Annotated in this window: 14 protein-coding genes; 10 read left to right on the forward strand and 4 right to left on the reverse strand. The window is 71.9% G+C overall.

The annotated features are described in order from the left end of the window. The first annotated feature begins 59 nt into the window (after positions 1-59). The 7 genes from ACQEVI_RS01260 (at position 60) to ACQEVI_RS01290 (ending at position 9,967) form a co-directional block, all read left to right on the forward strand. Positions 60-728, forward strand: coding sequence for a DUF3000 domain-containing protein (locus tag ACQEVI_RS01260; RefSeq protein ID WP_432893852.1), 669 nt, complete (start codon positions 60-62; stop codon positions 726-728). Continuing rightward, positions 725-2,014: an HRDC domain-containing protein gene (locus ACQEVI_RS01265; protein ID WP_432893854.1), complete on the forward strand. Its 1,290-nt coding sequence runs from the start codon at positions 725-727 to the stop codon at positions 2,012-2,014. Before ACQEVI_RS01260 ends, ACQEVI_RS01265 begins: the two co-directional genes overlap by 4 nt. A gap of 10 nt (positions 2,015-2,024) precedes the next feature. Continuing rightward, on the forward strand, positions 2,025-3,080 hold the full coding sequence (locus ACQEVI_RS01270) for a lipid II:glycine glycyltransferase FemX (protein WP_432893856.1): 1,056 nt from the start codon (positions 2,025-2,027) through the stop codon (positions 3,078-3,080). Positions 3,081-3,334: 254 nt separating this feature from the next. Beyond that, positions 3,335-4,585 carry a thiolase family protein gene (locus tag ACQEVI_RS01275; protein ID WP_432893858.1) on the forward strand — a complete coding sequence of 417 codons (1,251 nt, stop codon included), beginning with the start codon at positions 3,335-3,337 and terminating at the stop codon, positions 4,583-4,585. Positions 4,586-4,588: 3 nt separating this feature from the next. Then, on the forward strand, positions 4,589-6,730 hold the full coding sequence (locus ACQEVI_RS01280) for a 3-hydroxyacyl-CoA dehydrogenase NAD-binding domain-containing protein (protein ID WP_432893860.1): 2,142 nt from the start codon (positions 4,589-4,591) through the stop codon (positions 6,728-6,730). A gap of 91 nt (positions 6,731-6,821) precedes the next feature. Continuing rightward, on the forward strand, positions 6,822-8,591 hold the full coding sequence (locus tag ACQEVI_RS01285) for an NAD-binding protein (protein WP_432893862.1): 1,770 nt from the start codon (positions 6,822-6,824) through the stop codon (positions 8,589-8,591). An 89-nt stretch (positions 8,592-8,680) separates the two neighbouring features. Next, positions 8,681-9,967, forward strand: a complete 1,287-nt coding sequence (locus ACQEVI_RS01290; protein ID WP_432893864.1) for an APC family permease — start codon at positions 8,681-8,683, stop codon at positions 9,965-9,967. On the opposite strand, the gene ACQEVI_RS01295 is transcribed toward ACQEVI_RS01290, so the two are convergent. After that, positions 9,924-11,363, reverse strand: coding sequence for a PLP-dependent aminotransferase family protein (locus ACQEVI_RS01295; RefSeq protein ID WP_432893866.1), 1,440 nt, complete (start codon positions 11,361-11,363; stop codon positions 9,924-9,926). The two genes, ACQEVI_RS01290 and ACQEVI_RS01295, sit on opposite strands and share 44 nt — an antisense overlap. 102 nt (positions 11,364-11,465) lie before the next feature. On the opposite strand from ACQEVI_RS01295, the gene ACQEVI_RS01300 reads away from it, so the two are divergent. Together ACQEVI_RS01300 and ACQEVI_RS01305 are read left to right on the forward strand one after the other, a co-directional pair. Beyond that, the gene (locus ACQEVI_RS01300) at positions 11,466-13,016 is read left to right on the forward strand and encodes a hypothetical protein (protein WP_432893868.1); all 1,551 of its coding nucleotides are present in this window, start codon (positions 11,466-11,468) and stop codon (positions 13,014-13,016) included. 73 nt (positions 13,017-13,089) lie between these two features. Further along, complete coding sequence (locus ACQEVI_RS01305) at positions 13,090-13,719, forward strand: metallophosphoesterase family protein (protein WP_432893870.1); 630 nt, start codon at positions 13,090-13,092, stop codon at positions 13,717-13,719. Positions 13,720-13,871: 152 nt separating this feature from the next. Here ACQEVI_RS01305 and ACQEVI_RS01310 read toward each other — a convergent pair whose 3' ends face one another. Further along, complete coding sequence (locus ACQEVI_RS01310) at positions 13,872-14,102, reverse strand: excisionase family DNA-binding protein (protein WP_357502358.1); 231 nt, start codon at positions 14,100-14,102, stop codon at positions 13,872-13,874. A 361-nt stretch (positions 14,103-14,463) separates the two neighbouring features. Here ACQEVI_RS01310 and ACQEVI_RS01315 point away from each other — a divergent pair, with 361 nt between their 5' ends. After that, entirely contained in the window at positions 14,464-15,135 is a 672-nt protein-coding gene (locus ACQEVI_RS01315) for a class I SAM-dependent methyltransferase (RefSeq protein WP_432893872.1), read from the forward strand. A gap of 10 nt (positions 15,136-15,145) precedes the next feature. Here the strand turns inward: ACQEVI_RS01315 and ACQEVI_RS01320 are convergent, their stop codons facing one another. Continuing rightward, positions 15,146-15,892: a metallophosphoesterase family protein gene (locus tag ACQEVI_RS01320; protein WP_432893874.1), complete on the reverse strand. Its 747-nt coding sequence runs from the start codon at positions 15,890-15,892 to the stop codon at positions 15,146-15,148. A gap of 56 nt (positions 15,893-15,948) precedes the next feature. Continuing rightward, the gene (locus ACQEVI_RS01325) at positions 15,949-16,821 is read right to left on the reverse strand and encodes a hypothetical protein (protein ID WP_432893876.1); all 873 of its coding nucleotides are present in this window, start codon (positions 16,819-16,821) and stop codon (positions 15,949-15,951) included.

The following is a 16,821-nucleotide window of genomic DNA, read 5'->3' on the forward strand; positions in this document are numbered from 1 at the left end:
TTCCGGCGACCGCCGCGCGCCTCCGCGTGGAGAATGCGGTGCGGACGTACCGTGAAGTGGTGACCAGCGGCCCGCCCACCGGCGTCCCCGTCGACTTCGCAGCGGCTCTCGCCGACCTGCGGCGTCAGGCCTTGCGCTCAGAGGTGCGCCTCACGGAGATCCCGGCCCCGCGCCGGGTCGCCCCGTTCAGCATCGCGCTCTCGGGCGACGTGCTGCCCGGCGCCCCGCCGGGACCGGCCGGCCGGAACCTCTCCGACGACCACGACCACGCCGAGGAACCGCTGGCCACCGGCCGCTTCGTCGTGCTCTACGACCCGGCGGGCCAGGAGGCCTGGCACGGCACGTTCCGGGTGGTGACCCTGGTGCGCGCCTCGCTCGAGCCGGAGATGGCGGCGGACCCCATGCTGGCCGACGTCGCCTGGTCCTGGGTGGGCGAGGCCCTCGAGTCCGCGGGGCTGGTGCGCGGCACGGACACGGTGGCCGAGGGCGGGACGGTCACGCGCGTGCTCTCGCAGAGCTACGGCGCGCTGGAAGGCTCTCCCGGCGCGGTGGACCTCGAGATCCGCGCGTCGTGGACCCCGCTCGACACCCAGCTCGGCACCCATCTGGGCGCGTGGGCGACGCTGCTCACCATGGCCGCGGGGGTGCCTCCGCTCCCCGAGGGCGTCGCGACGCTCACCAGGCGTTTTACCGACCGATCGAAGCAACGCCATACGGTAGGTCCATGACCACCACGGAGCGAGGACTCCCTGCGGAGACATCGACACCCGTGCCGGCACCTGTCACGCCACTGACCGAGCCGGCCGACGGCCTGCCCTCCGTCGTCGCGACGGAGGGCGCTTTCGCGCGGGTCGTCGAGGCGTTCGCCGCAGGCTCCGGACCGGTAGCGGCAGACGCCGAGCGCGCGTCCGGGTACCGGTACGGCCAGGCCACCTACCTCGTCCAGGTACGGCGGGAGGGTGCGGGCACCGCGCTGATCGACCCGGTCGGCGTCCCTGACCTCTCGCCGCTCGGCGAGGCCGTCGGCGACGCCGAGTTCGTCCTGCACGCCGCCTCGCAGGACCTGCCCGGGTTCGCCGAGCACGGCCTGCGCCCCGCACGGGTCTTCGACACCGAGCTCGCCGCGCGCCTGCTCGGCATGGAGCGCGTGGGGCTCGCCGCCGTCGTCGCGGAGGTGCTGGGCCTCGGGCTGGCCAAGGAGCACTCGGCGGTCGACTGGTCCACGCGCCCCCTGCCGGAGGACTGGCTGCGGTACGCCGCGCTCGACGTCGAGGTGCTCGTGGAGCTGCGCGACCGCCTCGCCGAGCGACTGGAGGCCGCGGGCAAGACCGAGTGGGCGGCCCAGGAGTTCGAGGCGGTGCGCACCGCTCCCCCGCCGCCGCCGCGGATCGATCCCTGGCGCCGCACCTCCGGCATGCACGTGCTGCGCAACCCGCGCCAGGTCGCCGCCGTCCGGGCGATGTGGATCGCGCGGGACGCGAGCGCCCAGGCGCGCGACATCTCGCCGGGCCGGGTACTGCCCGACCGGGCGATCGTCGCGGCGGCGAAGGCCATGCCGAAGACCGCCGGCCAGCTCGTCGCCCTGCCGGAGTTCGCGGGCAAGGGCACCAAGCGCCGCGCCGCGTACTGGCAGAAGGCGATCGACGACGCGCGCGCCCTGCCCGAGTCGGCGCTGCCCTCGGTGCGCGGGCCGCGTTCCGACGGCCCGCCGCCGCCGCGCACCTGGGGCGACCGGGACACCACCGCCGCCCGCCGCCTCACTGCGGCGCGCGAGCTCATGACCGCGTTGTCCGAGGAGCTGAACGTCCCGGTCGAGAACCTGCTGCAGCCCGACGCGCTGCGTCGCCTGTGCTGGACGCCACCGGTCCCCGCCGACGCCGCGGGCATCGCCGAGTTCCTGCGCGGCCGAGGGGCGCGCGAGTGGCAGCTCCGGCTGCTGGCGGGCGCCCTGGAGCGGGCGTTCACCGACGCGGCTCGCGATCCGGGTGTGAAAGCGTCACCCCTGCCCCAGTAGAGTCGTCCCCATGCCAGCCCTGTCGGAGCCCATCACGCTCGCCGTCGACGTAGTCACCGAACCTTCGACCTGGGACCGCGAGGTGCTCGCCCTCGGCGGACACCCGCTCCAGCTGTGGGGATGGGGCGAGGTGAAGGCGGCCGGCAACTGGCGCGCGCACCGGCTCCGGGTGACCGAGGACGGCACCACGGTCGGCCTGGCCCAGCTGCTCGTGCGGCCGCTGCCCGCCCAGTTCAAGGCGCTGTCGTACGTGCCGCGCGGGCCGGTCGTCGCGCACCACGACGGCGAGACGGCGCAGGCGGTCTTCGGCGTCGGCGACTCGGCGACGCGCAACGCCGTGACCAACACGGTGGTGGAGTGGGCGCGCGAGAACGTGGGCGGCGTCGGCATCACCATCGAGCCGGACTGGCCCGCGGGTACGCCGCTGGACCTGGCGGGACGGCGGCAGGCGTCGAACCACATCCTGATCCCGAGCACGCTGATCCTGGACCTCACCCGGCCTGCCGACGAGCTGCTCGGCGACATGCGCAAGTCCACGCGGTACGAGATCCGCAAGGGCGCCCGCCTGGGCCTCGACATCCGCCGGGTGACGGAGGACGCGGAGGTGCTGCGCGTGCTCGACGTCTACAAGGAGACCGCCGAGCGAGCGGGCTTCGCGATCCACTCCGACGAGTACTACCTCGACATCAACCGGTCGCTCGGCGACAAGTCGGTGCTGGTGGCGACCTACGTCGACGACGTGCCGGCGTGCTTCGCGTGGTGCGTCAACTCGGCGAGCACGTCGTTCCTGCTGTACGGCGGCGGCAACGACGCCGGCCGCAAGGCGACGGCCACCGCGCCGACCTACTGGCGCACCATCGAGATCGCCCGCGAGCAGGGCCTCGTGCGGTACGACATGAACGGTCTGCTCAACGACGGCATCAGCGACTTCAAGAAGAGCTTCGCCAAGCACACCGACGAGCTGGTCGGCTCGATCGACGTCGCGTTCTCGCGCTTGTACACCACCTGGAACACGGCCTTGCCGACGGCGAAAAAGGTGGTCCGCAAGCTCCGCGGCAACGGCTGACGGCGCCGTCCGCGCAAAGAGCCCGCCGCTACCCAGCGATTCGGCCCGAACCGAGCAGTTTTCCGGGCCGGATCACTGGGTAGCGGCGGGCTCTTTGCGCGCCCCCGTCCCGTGCGAGACTCGGTTTCATTGCGACCCGAACCCGGTCTCACTTCTTGCGTGCTTTTTACCGGTACTCGCGGTAGCGTGTATCTCGATCCAGCGGCGTCGCTCATCGGACGTCGCCGTCCCGAAAACCCCCAGGAGTTCTGCTGATGACCGCAGCCCCGGAAACACCGCGTGCCCGCCGCGGCGTACGCGACGTCGTCTTCGTCGACGGCGCCCGCACGCCCTTCGGCAAGGCCAAGCCCGACGGCATCTACGCAGAGACGCGTGCCGACGACCTGATCGTGAAGGTGGTGCGCGAGCTGCTGCGACGCCACCCCGAGCTCCCCCCGGAGCGGATCGACGAGGTGGCCATCGCCGCCACCACCCAGCAGGGCGACCAGGGGCTCACGCTCGGCCGCACCGTAGGCATGCTCGCCGGTCTCCCCCAGTCCGTGCCGGGCTACGCCATCGACCGCATGTGCGCCGGCGCGATGACGGCCGCCACCACCACGGCAGCGGGCATCGCCATGGGCGCCGCCGACGTCGTCATCGCGGGCGGCGTCGAGCACATGGGCCGCCACCCGATGGGTTTCGACGCCGACGTCAACCCCCGGTTCGTGGCCGAGAAGCTCGTGGACCCGCAGTCGCTGAACATGGGCGTCACGGCGGAGAACCTGCACGACAAGTTCCCGCAGCTGACCAAGGAGCGCGCCGACCGGTTCGCCGTCGAGTCGCAGGCCAAGTTCGCCAAGGCCCTGGCCAACGGCAACATCGACCCGGACCTGGTGCCGGTCGCCGTCCGCTCGGCCGAGCTGGGCTGGGGCCTGGCCACCGCCGACGAGCTACCCCGCCCCGAGACGACCTTCGAGTCCATCCAGGGCCTCAAGACGCCGTTCCGCGCGGGCGGCCGGGTCACCCCCGCGACGTCGTCCCCGCTGACCGACGGCGCGACCGCCGCCATCCTCGCCTCCGGCGACGTAGCCGCCGAGCTGGGTCTGCCCGCGAAGATGCGCCTGGTGTCTTACGGCTACGCCGGCGTGCCGCCGGAGATCATGGGCTACGGCCCGGTGCCGTCGACCGACAAGGCCCTGAGGTCCGCAGGCCTGACGATCGACGACATCGGCCTGTACGAGCTCAACGAGGCGTTCGCGGTACAGGTGCTCTCCTTCCTGGACCACTACGGCATCGCCGACGACGACGCCCGCGTCAACCAGTACGGCGGCGCGCTGGCCATGGGCCACCCCCTGGCCGGCTCCGGCGTCCGCCTGATGACGCAGCTCGCCCGCCAGTTCGAGCAGCACCCCGAGGTCCGGTACGGCCTCACCGCCATGTGCGTGGGTCTGGGCCAGGGCGGCAGCGTCATCTGGGAGAACCCCCACCACGCCGACTACTCCGGCCACACGGACGAGGAGAACTGACCCGTGCCTGAGACCCCCAACGCTCCCGCGGAGCGCGTCACCCACTCGCTGGTCCGGGACGTGCGGCTGCCCGGCGGCGCCGGCGTCCTCGCGCTGGTCACGCTCGACAACGGCCTGGACCACACCAAGCCGAACACGCTCGGCCCGGCCGGCATGGCCGAGCTCAAGGCCGCGCTCGAGGCCGTCCGCACCCGCGCCGAGGCCGGCGAGATCGTCGCCGTCGGCATCACCGGCAAGCCCTACTTCGTCGCCGCCGGCGCCGACCTCAAGGGCATCACCTCGGTGCACGACCACGCCGAGGCCGTCGAGCTGGGCCGCATGGGCCACGCCGCGTACACGATCCTCGGCGACCTGCGCGCGGCCACCGGCGTGCCGACCTTCGCGTTCGTCAACGGCCTCGCGCTGGGCGGTGGCCTCGAGGTCGCGCTCAACTGCGACTACCGCACGGTGGCCTCCGACGCGGCCGCGCTCGGCCTGCCCGAGACCGGCATCGGCCTCATCCCCGGCTGGGGCGGCGCCTACCTCGTACCCCGCCTCGTCGGCGTCGAGAAGGCCATCGAGGTCATCCTCACGCGGCCCGCGGCGAACAAGCCGTACAAGCCCGCCGAGGCCCTCAAGATCGGCCTGGTCGACGAGCTGTTCGAAGCCGCCGACTTCCTGGAGCAGTCCATCATCTGGGCGGCCAAGGTCGTCACCGGTGAGATCGAGGTGCCCCGCCGCGAGCTCGACCCGCAGCCCGTGTGGGACGTCGTCGTCGGCACTGCCAAGGCCCAGCTCGACGCCGTCGTCGGCACCTCGCGTCCCGCACCGCACCGCGCGCTGGAGCTGATCGCCGGAGCCCGGAACGCCACCAAGGCCGACGCGTTCGCGGCCGAGGACCAGGCGCTGGCGGACCTGGTCATGTCGGACGAGATGCGCGCCAGCATCTACGCGTTCAACCTCGTGGGCGGCGGCAAGAAGCCCCAGGGCGCCCCGGACCCCAAGCTCGCCCGGCCGATCACCAAGGTCGGCGTCGTGGGCGCCGGTCTGATGGCCGCCCAGATGGCGTTCCTCTTCGCGCAGCGCCTCGGCGTGCCGGTGGTCATGCGCGACCTGGACCAGGAGCGCGTGGACAAGGGCCTCTCCTTCGTCCGCGAGACGGCGGAGAAGCTCGCCGGCCGCGGGCGCCTGTCCCCCGACGCCGCGCAGCGCATCGTCGCCTCGGTGTCCGGCACCACCGACCTCGGCGAGTTCGCCTCGTGCGACTTCGTGATCGAGGCCGTCACGGAGGTGATGGGCCTCAAGAAGAAGGTGTTCGCCGAGCTGGAGGGCGTCATCTCCCCCGAGACGGTGCTGGCGACCAACACCTCCGCGCTGTCCGTCACCGAGATGGCGGCGGACCTGCGGCACCCCGAGCGCGTGGTCGGCATCCACTTCTTCAACCCGGTGGCCCAGATGCCGCTGGTCGAGGTGATCAACGCCGAGCGCACGTCGGACGAGGCCCTGGCCACGGCGTTCGCCATCTCCAAGAAGCTCCGCAAGACGGCGATCATGTCCGCCGACCGCCCGGGCTTCATCGTGAACCGCCTGCTGCTGCTCGTGATGGGCCAGGTCCTGGACGCGATCGAGGGCGGCACCCCCGTCGAGCCCGCGGACCGCGCGCTCGCCCCCCTCGGCTTCCCGATGCCGACGTTCGAGCTGACCGACCTGGTGGGCCCCGCGGTCGCGCAGCACGTGCTGACGTCGCTGCGGGAGAACCTCGGCGACCGCATCCCGGCCTCGGCCGGCCTGGCCAAGATCGTCGAGGACGGCACCCGGGTGGTGCTGGACGGCCCGAAGGGGCTGCCCAAGCCGGTCAACCCGGCGATCCAGGAGTACTTCGGCGAGGCGCTGACGCCGGGCGAGCCCGGCCGGCACGGCCAGAGCGTGCTCGACGCCGACGGCGTGCTCGACCAGGTGCTCACGGCGCTGACCACCGAGATCGGCCTGATGCTGGACGAGGGCGTCGTGCCCGGCCCGCAGCAGATCGACCTCGCGATGATCCTCGGCGCCGGCTGGGGCTTCCACACGGGCGGCATCACGCCGTACCTGGACCGCACCGGCTACAGCGAGAAGGTCCTGGGCAAGCGGTTCCTGCCCGACGGCGTGGCGAACGTCCCCTCCTGAGGGCGTAACGCCTGAAGCCGGATCCGGGCCCTCCGACGGCGGCGCACCTCTCGTGCGTCGTTGTCGGAGGGCCCGGCTACGCTCTGCGACCATGACAGACGTCGGACCGGGAACGCACGCGCACTACGTGGTGGTCGGCGACGGTCCGCTCGCGTTTCGCCTGACCAGAGCGCTCAGCACGCGCTACCGGGGCACCGTGTCGGTGATCGTGCCGGACCGCAGCTCCCGGTACGCCCAGGAGATGGAGTCCCTCGACCGGGTGGTCCTCGTGGAGACCGACCGCGTCGACGAGAAGGTCCTGACGGCGGCCGGAGCGGACCGCGCTCACGCCGCCGCGCTCGTGGACCAGGACGACGGCGGCAACGTCGCCCTGGCCCTCCTGCTCCGCGAGGCCTGGCCCGCGCTGCACGTGGTGGTCCGGATCTTCGACGAGTCGCTCGGGCGACACCTGCAGCGCGACCGCTGCACGGTGCTCTCGGCGTCGGCGTTCGCGGCGCCCGAGATCGTCGCCGCGGCGCTGCGCCGCCTCGTCCGCCTCCCTGTGCAGCACCGCCGCCTCGTCGCCGTGACGGACGCGGAGACGTCCCTGCCCACCCGGATGGTGCTGTTCGCGACCGACGAGGACGGCACCGTCACGGCGCTCCCGAACGACAAGGAGCTGGCCGGGCTCGCCCCCAAGGTGCTCCTGGCCGACGCCGGCGAGCACGACGTCCTGCCCGAGATGAAGGCCGACCTCGAACCGGACGAGGACGAGGTGGACCCGCACCGGCGGCGCCGGTTCGGCGAGTACCTGCGCACCCTGGCGATCACCTCGGGCTGGAACCTGCTGCTCGCTGCCGGTGTCCTCCTCGTGGTCGTGCTCGTCGGCGCGATGACCATGCAGCTCGCGACCGGCTCGTCCTTCCTCGGCGCGCTGTACGCGGCGGTGCTGCCCGCGCTGGCGGGCAGCGACCCCGACCACGACGCCAACCCGGTCGTCAAGGCCATCCAGGTGGTCCTGACGATCGTGAGCGTCGCCGTCATCCCCTGGGTCACCGGTGTGGTGGTCGACGGCGTCGTGCGGACCCAGCGCCTGCTCGACGCCGGTTCCCCGCTGCACGCGATGTCCGACCACGTGGTCGTCGTCGGGCTCGGTGACCTGGGCACGCGCATCGTCCGGTCCCTGGACCGCCGCGGGGTGCCCGTGGTCGCCGTCGACATCGACGAGTCGGCGCGCGGTATCGCGGTCGCCCGCGCCAGGGACGTCCCCGTCGTGATCGGCGACGCCCGCCGGGCGGCGACCCTGCGCGCCGCCTACGTCGGCACCGCCCAGGCGATAGTGGTGGTCACGAGCGGCGGCGCGACGACCATCGGCATCGGCTTCTCGGCGCGCTCCATACCGCGGCCGGAGGACGTACCGACGCCGCTGCGCGAGGTCCTGCGCGTGTACGACAAGGACCTGTCGCGACGCATCCGCCGCGAGATCCCCGACTCCGTGGGACTCAGCTCCTCGTTCCTCGCCGCGCCGTGGTTCGCCGCGTCGATGATCGGCCAGGAGGTCAAGGCCACCATCCCGTACCGGGACCGGGTGCTGGTCCTCGCCGAGATAGTGATCATGGAGGGCAGCCGGCTCGCCCGCATGCATCCCGACGACGTCGATCTCGACCGTGATGAGGAGGACGCCGAGGGCGTCGTGCGGAGCCGCCTGCTCGCGATCCGCACGAAGCCGCAGGCCAGCGGGGGCGGCGGCCGCATGATCGAGCCGTCGGAGGGCTGGTACCTGCACGCCGACGACACGCTGGTCGTCATCGCGACCACCGCGGGCCTGCGTCGCCTGCGCGACCTGGCGACCGCACCGCAGCTCCCGGCGCGCACTGTGTGAGCACGGCAGTGAGCGCAGGTATGACTGGCCTGAACGATCAGTCGAGAATCGGCCCGTTCGGCGGTCCACCTGACGCATAGCCTCGGGCCATGCAGAACGGACTCAGCGTCCCCCAGGGCGCCGCACTCACCCTCGGCGCCATGCTCGGCACCGGCGTCATCTCCCTGCCCGCCCTGGCCGCGGGCGTGGCGGGCCCGGCATCGCTGGTCGCGTGGGCGGCCCTCGTGCTCCTGTCCATCCCGCTCGCCACGACCTTCGCCGCGCTCGGCGCGCGCCACCCCGACGGCGGCGGCGTGGCCACCTATGCCCGCCTCGCGTTCGGCGAGCGGGCGTCCACCATGGTCGGCTGGGCCTTCTACGCGACGATCCCCGTGGGCGCACCGGCCGCGGCGGGCTTCGCCGGGGCCTACGTCGCCGACGCCACCGGCGGCGGAACGGGGACCGCGCTGGTCACCACCGTCGCCATCATCGCGGTGTGCGCGGTGATGAACTGGTTCGACCTGCGGGTGTCCGGCACGGCGCAGCTCGTCATCGCGGGGGTGGTCGCGCTCCTGCTGGCCGTCGCGGTGGTCGTGGCCCTGCCGCACGCGCAGCTGACGTACCTCACGCCGTTCGCCCCGCACGGCTGGGGCGCCGTCGGCTCCGCCGCGGCCCTGCTGGTCTGGGCGTTCGCGGGCTGGGAGATCCTCGGCTCGCTGTCCGCCGAGTACCGCAACCCAGCCAGGGACATCCCGCGCGCCACCGCCGTCGCGGTGGCGGCGGTGGGCGTGCTGTACCTGGGTGTCGCGTTCGTGACGGTGGCGGTGCTCGGGCCGACACCGGGCCCGGCACCGCTCTCGGACCTGCTGGTGCTCGGGTTCGGCGAGAGCGCCCGGCCCGTCACCACGGTGCTGGCCGTGCTGCTGACGATCGGCGCCATCAACGTGTACTTCGCCGGTGGCAGCCGGATGGGCGCGGCACTGGCCCGGGACGGCGCGCTCCCGGCGTGGCTCGCGTCCGCGCCGGGCCGCACGCCCCGCCGCTCGCTGGCGCTCATCACGGCGGTCGCCCTCGGCACGACGGCGCTGCTCGCCGCCCTGCACCAGTCCACCGAGGCGATCCTCCTCATGGCGACCGCAACGTTCTCCCTGCTCTACGTGGTGGGCACGGCCGCGGCGCTGCGGCTCCTGCCGCGCCGGGGCGCGGCCTGGTGGTGCGCGGCGGTGTCGCTGGTGGCCGCGCTCGGGCTCCTCGTGATGACGGGACCGCACATGACCGGTCCGCTGCTCGCCGCGCTGGGCGGGCTCGCCTGGGCGACGTGGCGCCGACGACGGGCGCGCGTCGCGGCGGCCGTCACGCCAGCAGCTGCTCCAGAACCCGAATACCTGGCCGGATAGTGCCCGTCACCGCCCCACCGATCCCGAGCACCACCCCGTCGCGGTGGGGACCCACCGCGTAGGCGGCGAGGGAGTCCAGGGCGACCGACCGGCGTCGGGCACGGGCCACGAGCTCCTGCGAGCCCAGCGGCGCGTCGGCGGACAGGTAGGCCGCGACGTGCAGGCCCGCCGCCGACGGCACCGGCTCCACGGGCAGGCCCGCCAGCGCGTCCAGCAGGATCTCGTACCGCTCGGTGTAGCGCGCGGAGGCCTTCCGGACGTGCCGGGCGAGCAGCCCGTCGTCGATGAAGCGGGCGAGCGCCGCCTGGACGTGCACGGCGCCGTGGCCGTCGGTGAGCTGCCGGGCCGCGAGCAAGGCGTCGCGCAGCGACGGGGGCGCCACCAGATAGCCGACCCGCAGGCCCGGCAGCAGCGACTTCGAGAAGGTGCCGACGTAGACGACGCGCCCGTCGCGGTCCAGGGCCTGCAACGACTCCAGCGGACGGCGGGCGCGGCGGAACTCGCTGTCGTAGTCGTCCTCGATCACTGCCGTGCCGTGGCGCGCCGCGTGGGCCAGCAGGGCCCGCCGTCGGGCCAGCGACAGCGGCATCCCGAGCGGGAACTGGTGCGAGGGGGTGGTGTAGACCAGGCGGGCCCGGGGCGGGATGTCGTCCACGACGAGCCCCTCGGCGTCGACCGGCACGGGCACCACCCGGACGCCGTGCAGCGCGAAGAGCTCGCGCGCCTCGGGGTAGCCGGGGTCCTCCATGGCGACGACGTCCCCCGGTTCGAGCAGCACGCGCGCCACCAGGTCGAGGGCCTGCTGCGCGCCGGTCGTCGCGATGATGTCGTCGGGCTCGGCGTGGACCCCGCGCGAACCGGCCACGTAGCGGGCGACCGCCTCCCGGAACCGGGGCAGGCCGGCGGGGGCGGAGTACGCGCCCGCGGCCGGCCCGCCGGACCGTGACTCGGCCGCGAGCAGACGGCGCCAGGTGTCGAACGGGAAGAGGCTCGCGTCGGGGATACCGACCCGGAAGTCGTGCGCGGGGACCGCCGCGTCGCCGCTCGTGGCATGCGGGGTCCAGCGCCAGCCAGCCCGGGGGCGCAGGGCTCCCGCCGCGCGGTGCCGCACGCGCGGGTTGTCGACCGCCGCGGCGGTCGCGAACGTGCCCGAGCCGGGCCGCGTCTCCAGGAACCCCTCGGCGACGAGCCGTTCATAGGCCTCCGCGACGCTCGCGCGCGAGACGCCGAGGTCCCGGGCCAGGTCGCGGGTCGAGGGCAGCCGCTGCTCCGCGGGGATCCGGCCGGTGGTCAGCGCCGCGTGCAGCGCGCGGTAGATGGCATCGGTGCGACCGGTGCGCTGGCTCAGATCGACGGCGAGGTCCACCCGCCGATCATCGCCCATCCCTGCGGACATGACAGTCGCTCATTACGGTTCGGACTCATCGGGGTAATTCACCCGGCTCAACCGCCCCATTTCGCCAATTCGGGGCAGAAAGGGCACCTAGCATCGCGGCTCATGAGCACTGAACCCGCGCCGACGGCGATCCTCCCCGAGGAGCCCGCCGCAGCGCCCACCGACGCCACGGGCGAGGCCCTGCAGCCGCCCGCGACGCCCCCGGACGCCGACGGCGCCCCTCGCCCGTCGGCCCGTCCCCTGACCGCCGCCCTGCTCAACCTCAGCGGGCTCGGTCTCGGCTATCTGCACCTGCGCGCGTGGCTCCGCCTGGTCGTGGCGCTGGCCGCGACCGCCGGCCTGGCCTGGGTCGCGCTGCCGATCGGGCGCGAGCCGATCGCCGTCTGGTGGGCGCTCGGCTACCTCGGCGTGCTCGGCCTGTTCGCACTGGACGCCGCCCTCCTCGCCCGGCGCCGGGCGCGCCCTGAGACGCCGCAGCGCACCATCTGGACGCCGCGGACCGCCGGCCGCATCGCGTGGGCCACACTCGCCGTCGTCCCGATCCTGGGCACCGCGTACGTGGTGACGCAGCACGAGGTGCTGGAGCAGTTCCTCGCGCACGACCTGGCCCAGGCGGAGGAGAGCCTGGACTCCGCGGGCACGGCCTTCGGCCCGTTCAAGAAGACCTACGACACCGCGTACACCACGTATCTGCAGACGGCAGAGCAGCACCCGGGCACGCGAGCCGCCGAGCGGGTCCCCGGTCTGATCGACGACCTGTACGCGCAGGCAAAGGGCGAGACGGAGTGCAACGCACTCAACGTGGTGCGGCACTTCGCCCTGCCGGAGACGCCCGGCCCGCTGCAGGCGGTCGCGGAGAACGAGCTGTCCGGCGCGTTGCACGACTGCGGCATGGAGTTCGTCGAGGACGATCAGCTCACCACCGCGGAAGGGCCGCTGACCGAGCTGATGACCGACCATCCGTCCAGTGATCCGGCAGCAGCCCTGCCCGACGATCTGGCGGCGTGGCGAGACGGCCTGATCAAGGAGCTGGCGAGCAAGAAGGGCTGCAGCGGGACGGCCGCGGCGGCGGACTCGGCAGGCTTCCTGGCCGGCTTCGAGTCCGGCAAGGTCAGCGCCCTGGCCGACAAGGCGCGGACCGAGGTGCCGGCCGGGCTGCTCAAGTGCGCGGTGCGCCAGTTCAAGGCCCAGGACCACGTCGGCGCGGAAGCCAACCTGGCCGCACTCCTCGACTCGTACCCGCGAGCGAAGGAGACCGGATACGCCGAACGACTCCAGATCGCCGCGGGCATCGCGCGGCTGGACCCGAAGGCGGGTGTCAAGCTGCCTTCGCTCAAGGAGCCCGAGGGAACCGTCACCCTGACGGTCCACAACTACAGCCCGGACGAGTTCGAGATGGTCTACACGGGGCCGGCCACCGGCGTCATCACCATCGACGCGTGCGACGACTGCACGTACTACGCGAAGGGCGACCAGCCGGAGTGCATCGGCTACTCGCTCACGGTCCCGAGCGAGACCGTGACCATCCCGGCGGGCGACTACCTCACGGCGACCCGCCACGACGGCGTCATCCTCAACTGGGAGAACGGAGAGCTCGACAAGGAGAGCTTCACCGCCGACGGCGGGCTCTGCACGTGGAACCAGAAACGCTGAGCACAGGACACGACCCCCGTGCCGCCGAATTCTCTTCCTCGGCGGCACGGGAACCTGTTGAATACGTTCTGACATGACTACGTACTTCACGTCCGACCAGCACTTCGGGCACCTGAACATCATCCGGTTCTGCGACCGCCCGTTTCCCGGCGTCGGCGCGATGAACTCCCGGCTCGTCCAGCTCTGGAACGAGACGGTCACCGACGACGACACCGTGTGGGTGCTGGGCGACGTCGCCCTCGGTGCGCTCGACGAGTCGCTCGCCCACATCGGCCGGCTGGCGGGGCGCAAGCTCCTGGTGCCCGGAAACCACGACCGCTGCTGGGAGGGCGACCGCGCGCTGCGCAAGGGCGACCCGGAGGCGCGCGAACGGCGTCGGGCCAAGGAGCGGCAGCGGTACCTGGACGCGGGCTTCGCCGAGATCCACGACCGGCCCGAGCCGGTCACCGTGGGCGGGCAGAGCGTCGTGCTGTCGCACTTCCCGTACCAGGGCGACTCGCACGGCGAGGACCGGTTCGTCGAGTACCGGCCGGCGGACCAGGGCGCCTGGGTGGTGCACGGCCACGTGCACGACACCTGGCGCCGGCGCGGCCGGCAGATCAACGCCGGCGTCGACGCGTGGGGCGGGCGTCCCGTGTCCGCCGAGGCGGTCGCCGGGCTGCTGACCGAGGGCTCGGACCTGGAGCCGCTGGGCTGGCAGTGACCTGTCCCGAAGCGGGTTCCTGAAAAGACAAGAGCGCACGTTCTGAAGGTGATGAACGTGCGCTCAGGCGTCAGGGTGCGCGGCGTCGCTGGTGTGCGAGGCGCACCCGCTACGTCAGCGGAAGCGCCAGGGCGCCGGCTGCCGCGCGGGGGTCATGCGGATACGAGGGACTCCGAGTCGCGGTGCTCGCGGTCCGACTTGTAGGACGCGATCTCCGCTGCGTTGAACATCAGGTCGCTACCGACCATGTGGTAATCGATCTCACCTGCCTCGAGAAGGTCGATGACGTGCAGCTTCGACACTCCCAGCAGACGCGCGGCCTCGAGCGTCGTCAGATCCTGGTGCGGTCGGTTGACTTCTGCTTCCAATGTGATTTCGTTCACATCGCTAGTCTTGCGCGCTCAGGTGGTCGGAGTCCAGTCGAATCGGTGCGAGTTGCGATATCCGATGATGATTCTTTTCTCCGTGCGAACCGGGCTCGCGGCAATTGCTCACACCCACACTCTTGCCCATGTCCGCGCCTGTGAACGCGCGCCGGCGTGAGGTGTGACACGATAAGCGCCATTCCGCCGGTCCCCAACGGGTCCGACGGTTTTCCTGGTCAACTGGCGGATCGCAACGATCCATCGCGCGCAAGGGGGATGGATGGCCGCGCCGTCCGCAGTGCCCGCACTGATTTCGGCCGACAGCAGCACTCCTCCCGATCTTCAGTCGATTCTTGAGATCAATCGTGCTGCTTATGACGTGCTCGTCGGCACCTACAAGGGAACGACCGGGATACGTCAAGAGAGCGCCAAGAAATGGCTGACGGGACGGCTTACACAGATAACTGCGACGGCCCGCCCGACGGCACTGGACATCGGCTGCGCGGACGGAACCCACTCGCGTGTCCTGTCCGCGCTGGGCTATGCGGTCACCGGAGTCGACTTCTCGGCACCCATGATCGCCGCGGCCCGCGAGCTCTCGGACGACGCGACCCTGCCGCACAAGCCCCGGCTGCTGCACGGTGAGTTCCTGGCGGGCCGGTACGTCGACGACCAGGGTGCAGAGGCGCCGCTCGACGGAGAACGGTTCGACCTCGTCCTCGCCACCGCTTTCGTCCACCTCTTTCCGCCAGAGGCTGACGACGACGCCGTGCGCAAGGTCCTCCGCCACGTCACGCCGGGCGGCAAAGCGCTGATCTCCACGACGGCGGACGTGGCGGACCGGCAGGGACTGGAGATCAAGGCAGGCGCGGACGGACTGACGGCCCAGCGCTGGCGGAACCACTACACGGCCGAGTCCTTCACGTGGCTCGTGGGGGAGGCCGCCCGCGACGTCTACGGAGTCAAGGTCAAGGTCCGCCCCCGGGAGATCACCGACCCGGACGTCGACGGCAAGGTCTGGATCGACGTCGTGGTGGACCGGCCCGCCTGACCGGACCTGCTCAGACCTCCTGGAACCCGCGGTAGACCGCCGTCCGGAGCTCGACCGCGTAGGGCTCCAGGGCCGGCATGCCAAGACGCTCGGCGGCCGCGATCTCGGCCTCGATGTCATACGGCACCCGGACGAACTGGAGCCCGAACGGCGCCTGGCCCGGCTCGTCGACGACCCCCTCCAGGATCGCGTAGCTCGGAACCGGCTCGTCCAGCGGGTTGCCCACGCTCCCGACGTTGAACAGGGTGCGCCCTCGCTCCACCTCGACGAAGGCATCGTGGATGTCGCCGTAGCCGACGATGGACGGCACCGGGCCGTCCCCCGTCATCGCCGTGTTGGCGAACATCCCCGCGAACTCCTCCGCCGTGTGCTTGGCATGCACCCGGACGTGCGGGCTGGTCGCAGACGCGTGGAACAACCTGATGTGCCGCCCGCTGACCAGCAGGTCGTGACTCATCGGCAGCCCCTTCAGCCAGTCGCGCTGATCCTGGCTGAGCTCGTCACGCCACCAGATCATCTCGGGCGCCGACTCGTCGCTCCACACAGGCAGGTGGTCGTCCCAGTTGCCCCGGATGTTGACGTCGCACACCTTGTCGCACCGGTCGACGACCTCGCCACCTCGTGGACCCTTACCCACGAAGTCACCGAGGTTGATGATCCGATCGACACCGCGCGACTCGATGTCGTCGAGCACCGCATCGAGTGCGGTGAGGTTGCCGTGCACGTCACTGATCAGGGCAATTTTCTCCAAAGGCACACACCGGATAGTGCCACATCTCGGCTAGATGTCACGCGGTTTCAAGCCACCTGGTCTCAGGCAAGCCGCGGGTCCTCCTCGCCCAGCGCGAGCCCTTCGTCCCCACGCCCGAGCGCCCGCGGACGGCGTTCCGCCGGCACCGGGTGCCCGACGGCCAAGGAGAGCGAGTGCAGGACGTGGTGCAGGATCGGCGGGTTGAGCTCGTCCTCGTCGGCGTACCGCGTCAGGCCGATGCCGAGACGCTCGATCGACTTCCGGTAGAGGTGGAACTCCACGTAGCCCGAGGCCTCTGGCGTGCCCGGGTCCCGGATCGAGCCGCTGTACTGCACGGTGGTCCGGTAGGTGTGGATGTTCAGCTGCCCACGACCCTCGGCGTTGATCTCGCGCGCAAGCCCTTCCAGCCGCTCGTGCGCCTGCCGGACCTGCCCGATGAATGCCTCGTCCCGGTCGTAGTACCCGTCGATGGTGGCGGCGATCGCGGGCTGGTCCACGAGCCACTGCGGGTCGACCTTGATGACGTCGACGTCCACGCCGCGGTTCACCATCGCCCGGATCAGGTTGGGGTCCCGCGCGACGCTCGTCATGCCGAACCCGAAGACCACCACCTGGCACCGTGCGGACTTCCAGATCTCCAGCGACGCGTTCCGGTGCTCGCGGTCGGCGCTGACCCACTCGATCCCCCGGTACTGCCGCAGCTCGTTCAGCAGCCGTGCCCGCTCGAGATCAGCTTCCCGCTCCACCCGCTGCCGGACGGTGACCGTCTGCTCGAACAGGTACACGACCGCGATGACGACCGTCGCGACGCCGGTGCACCAGATGATGGGGATCGTCACCCGGGGCGGCATCACGTCGGGAATGAAAGTAAGAACGAGGTTGGACGTCGCGCCGAGCGCGACGACCAGGAGACTTCCCCGAGCCCATCCCTGCAT

The sequence above is a fragment of the Promicromonospora sp. CA-289599 genome (assembly GCF_050936155.1).
Taxonomy (GTDB): domain Bacteria; phylum Actinomycetota; class Actinomycetes; order Actinomycetales; family Cellulomonadaceae; genus Promicromonospora.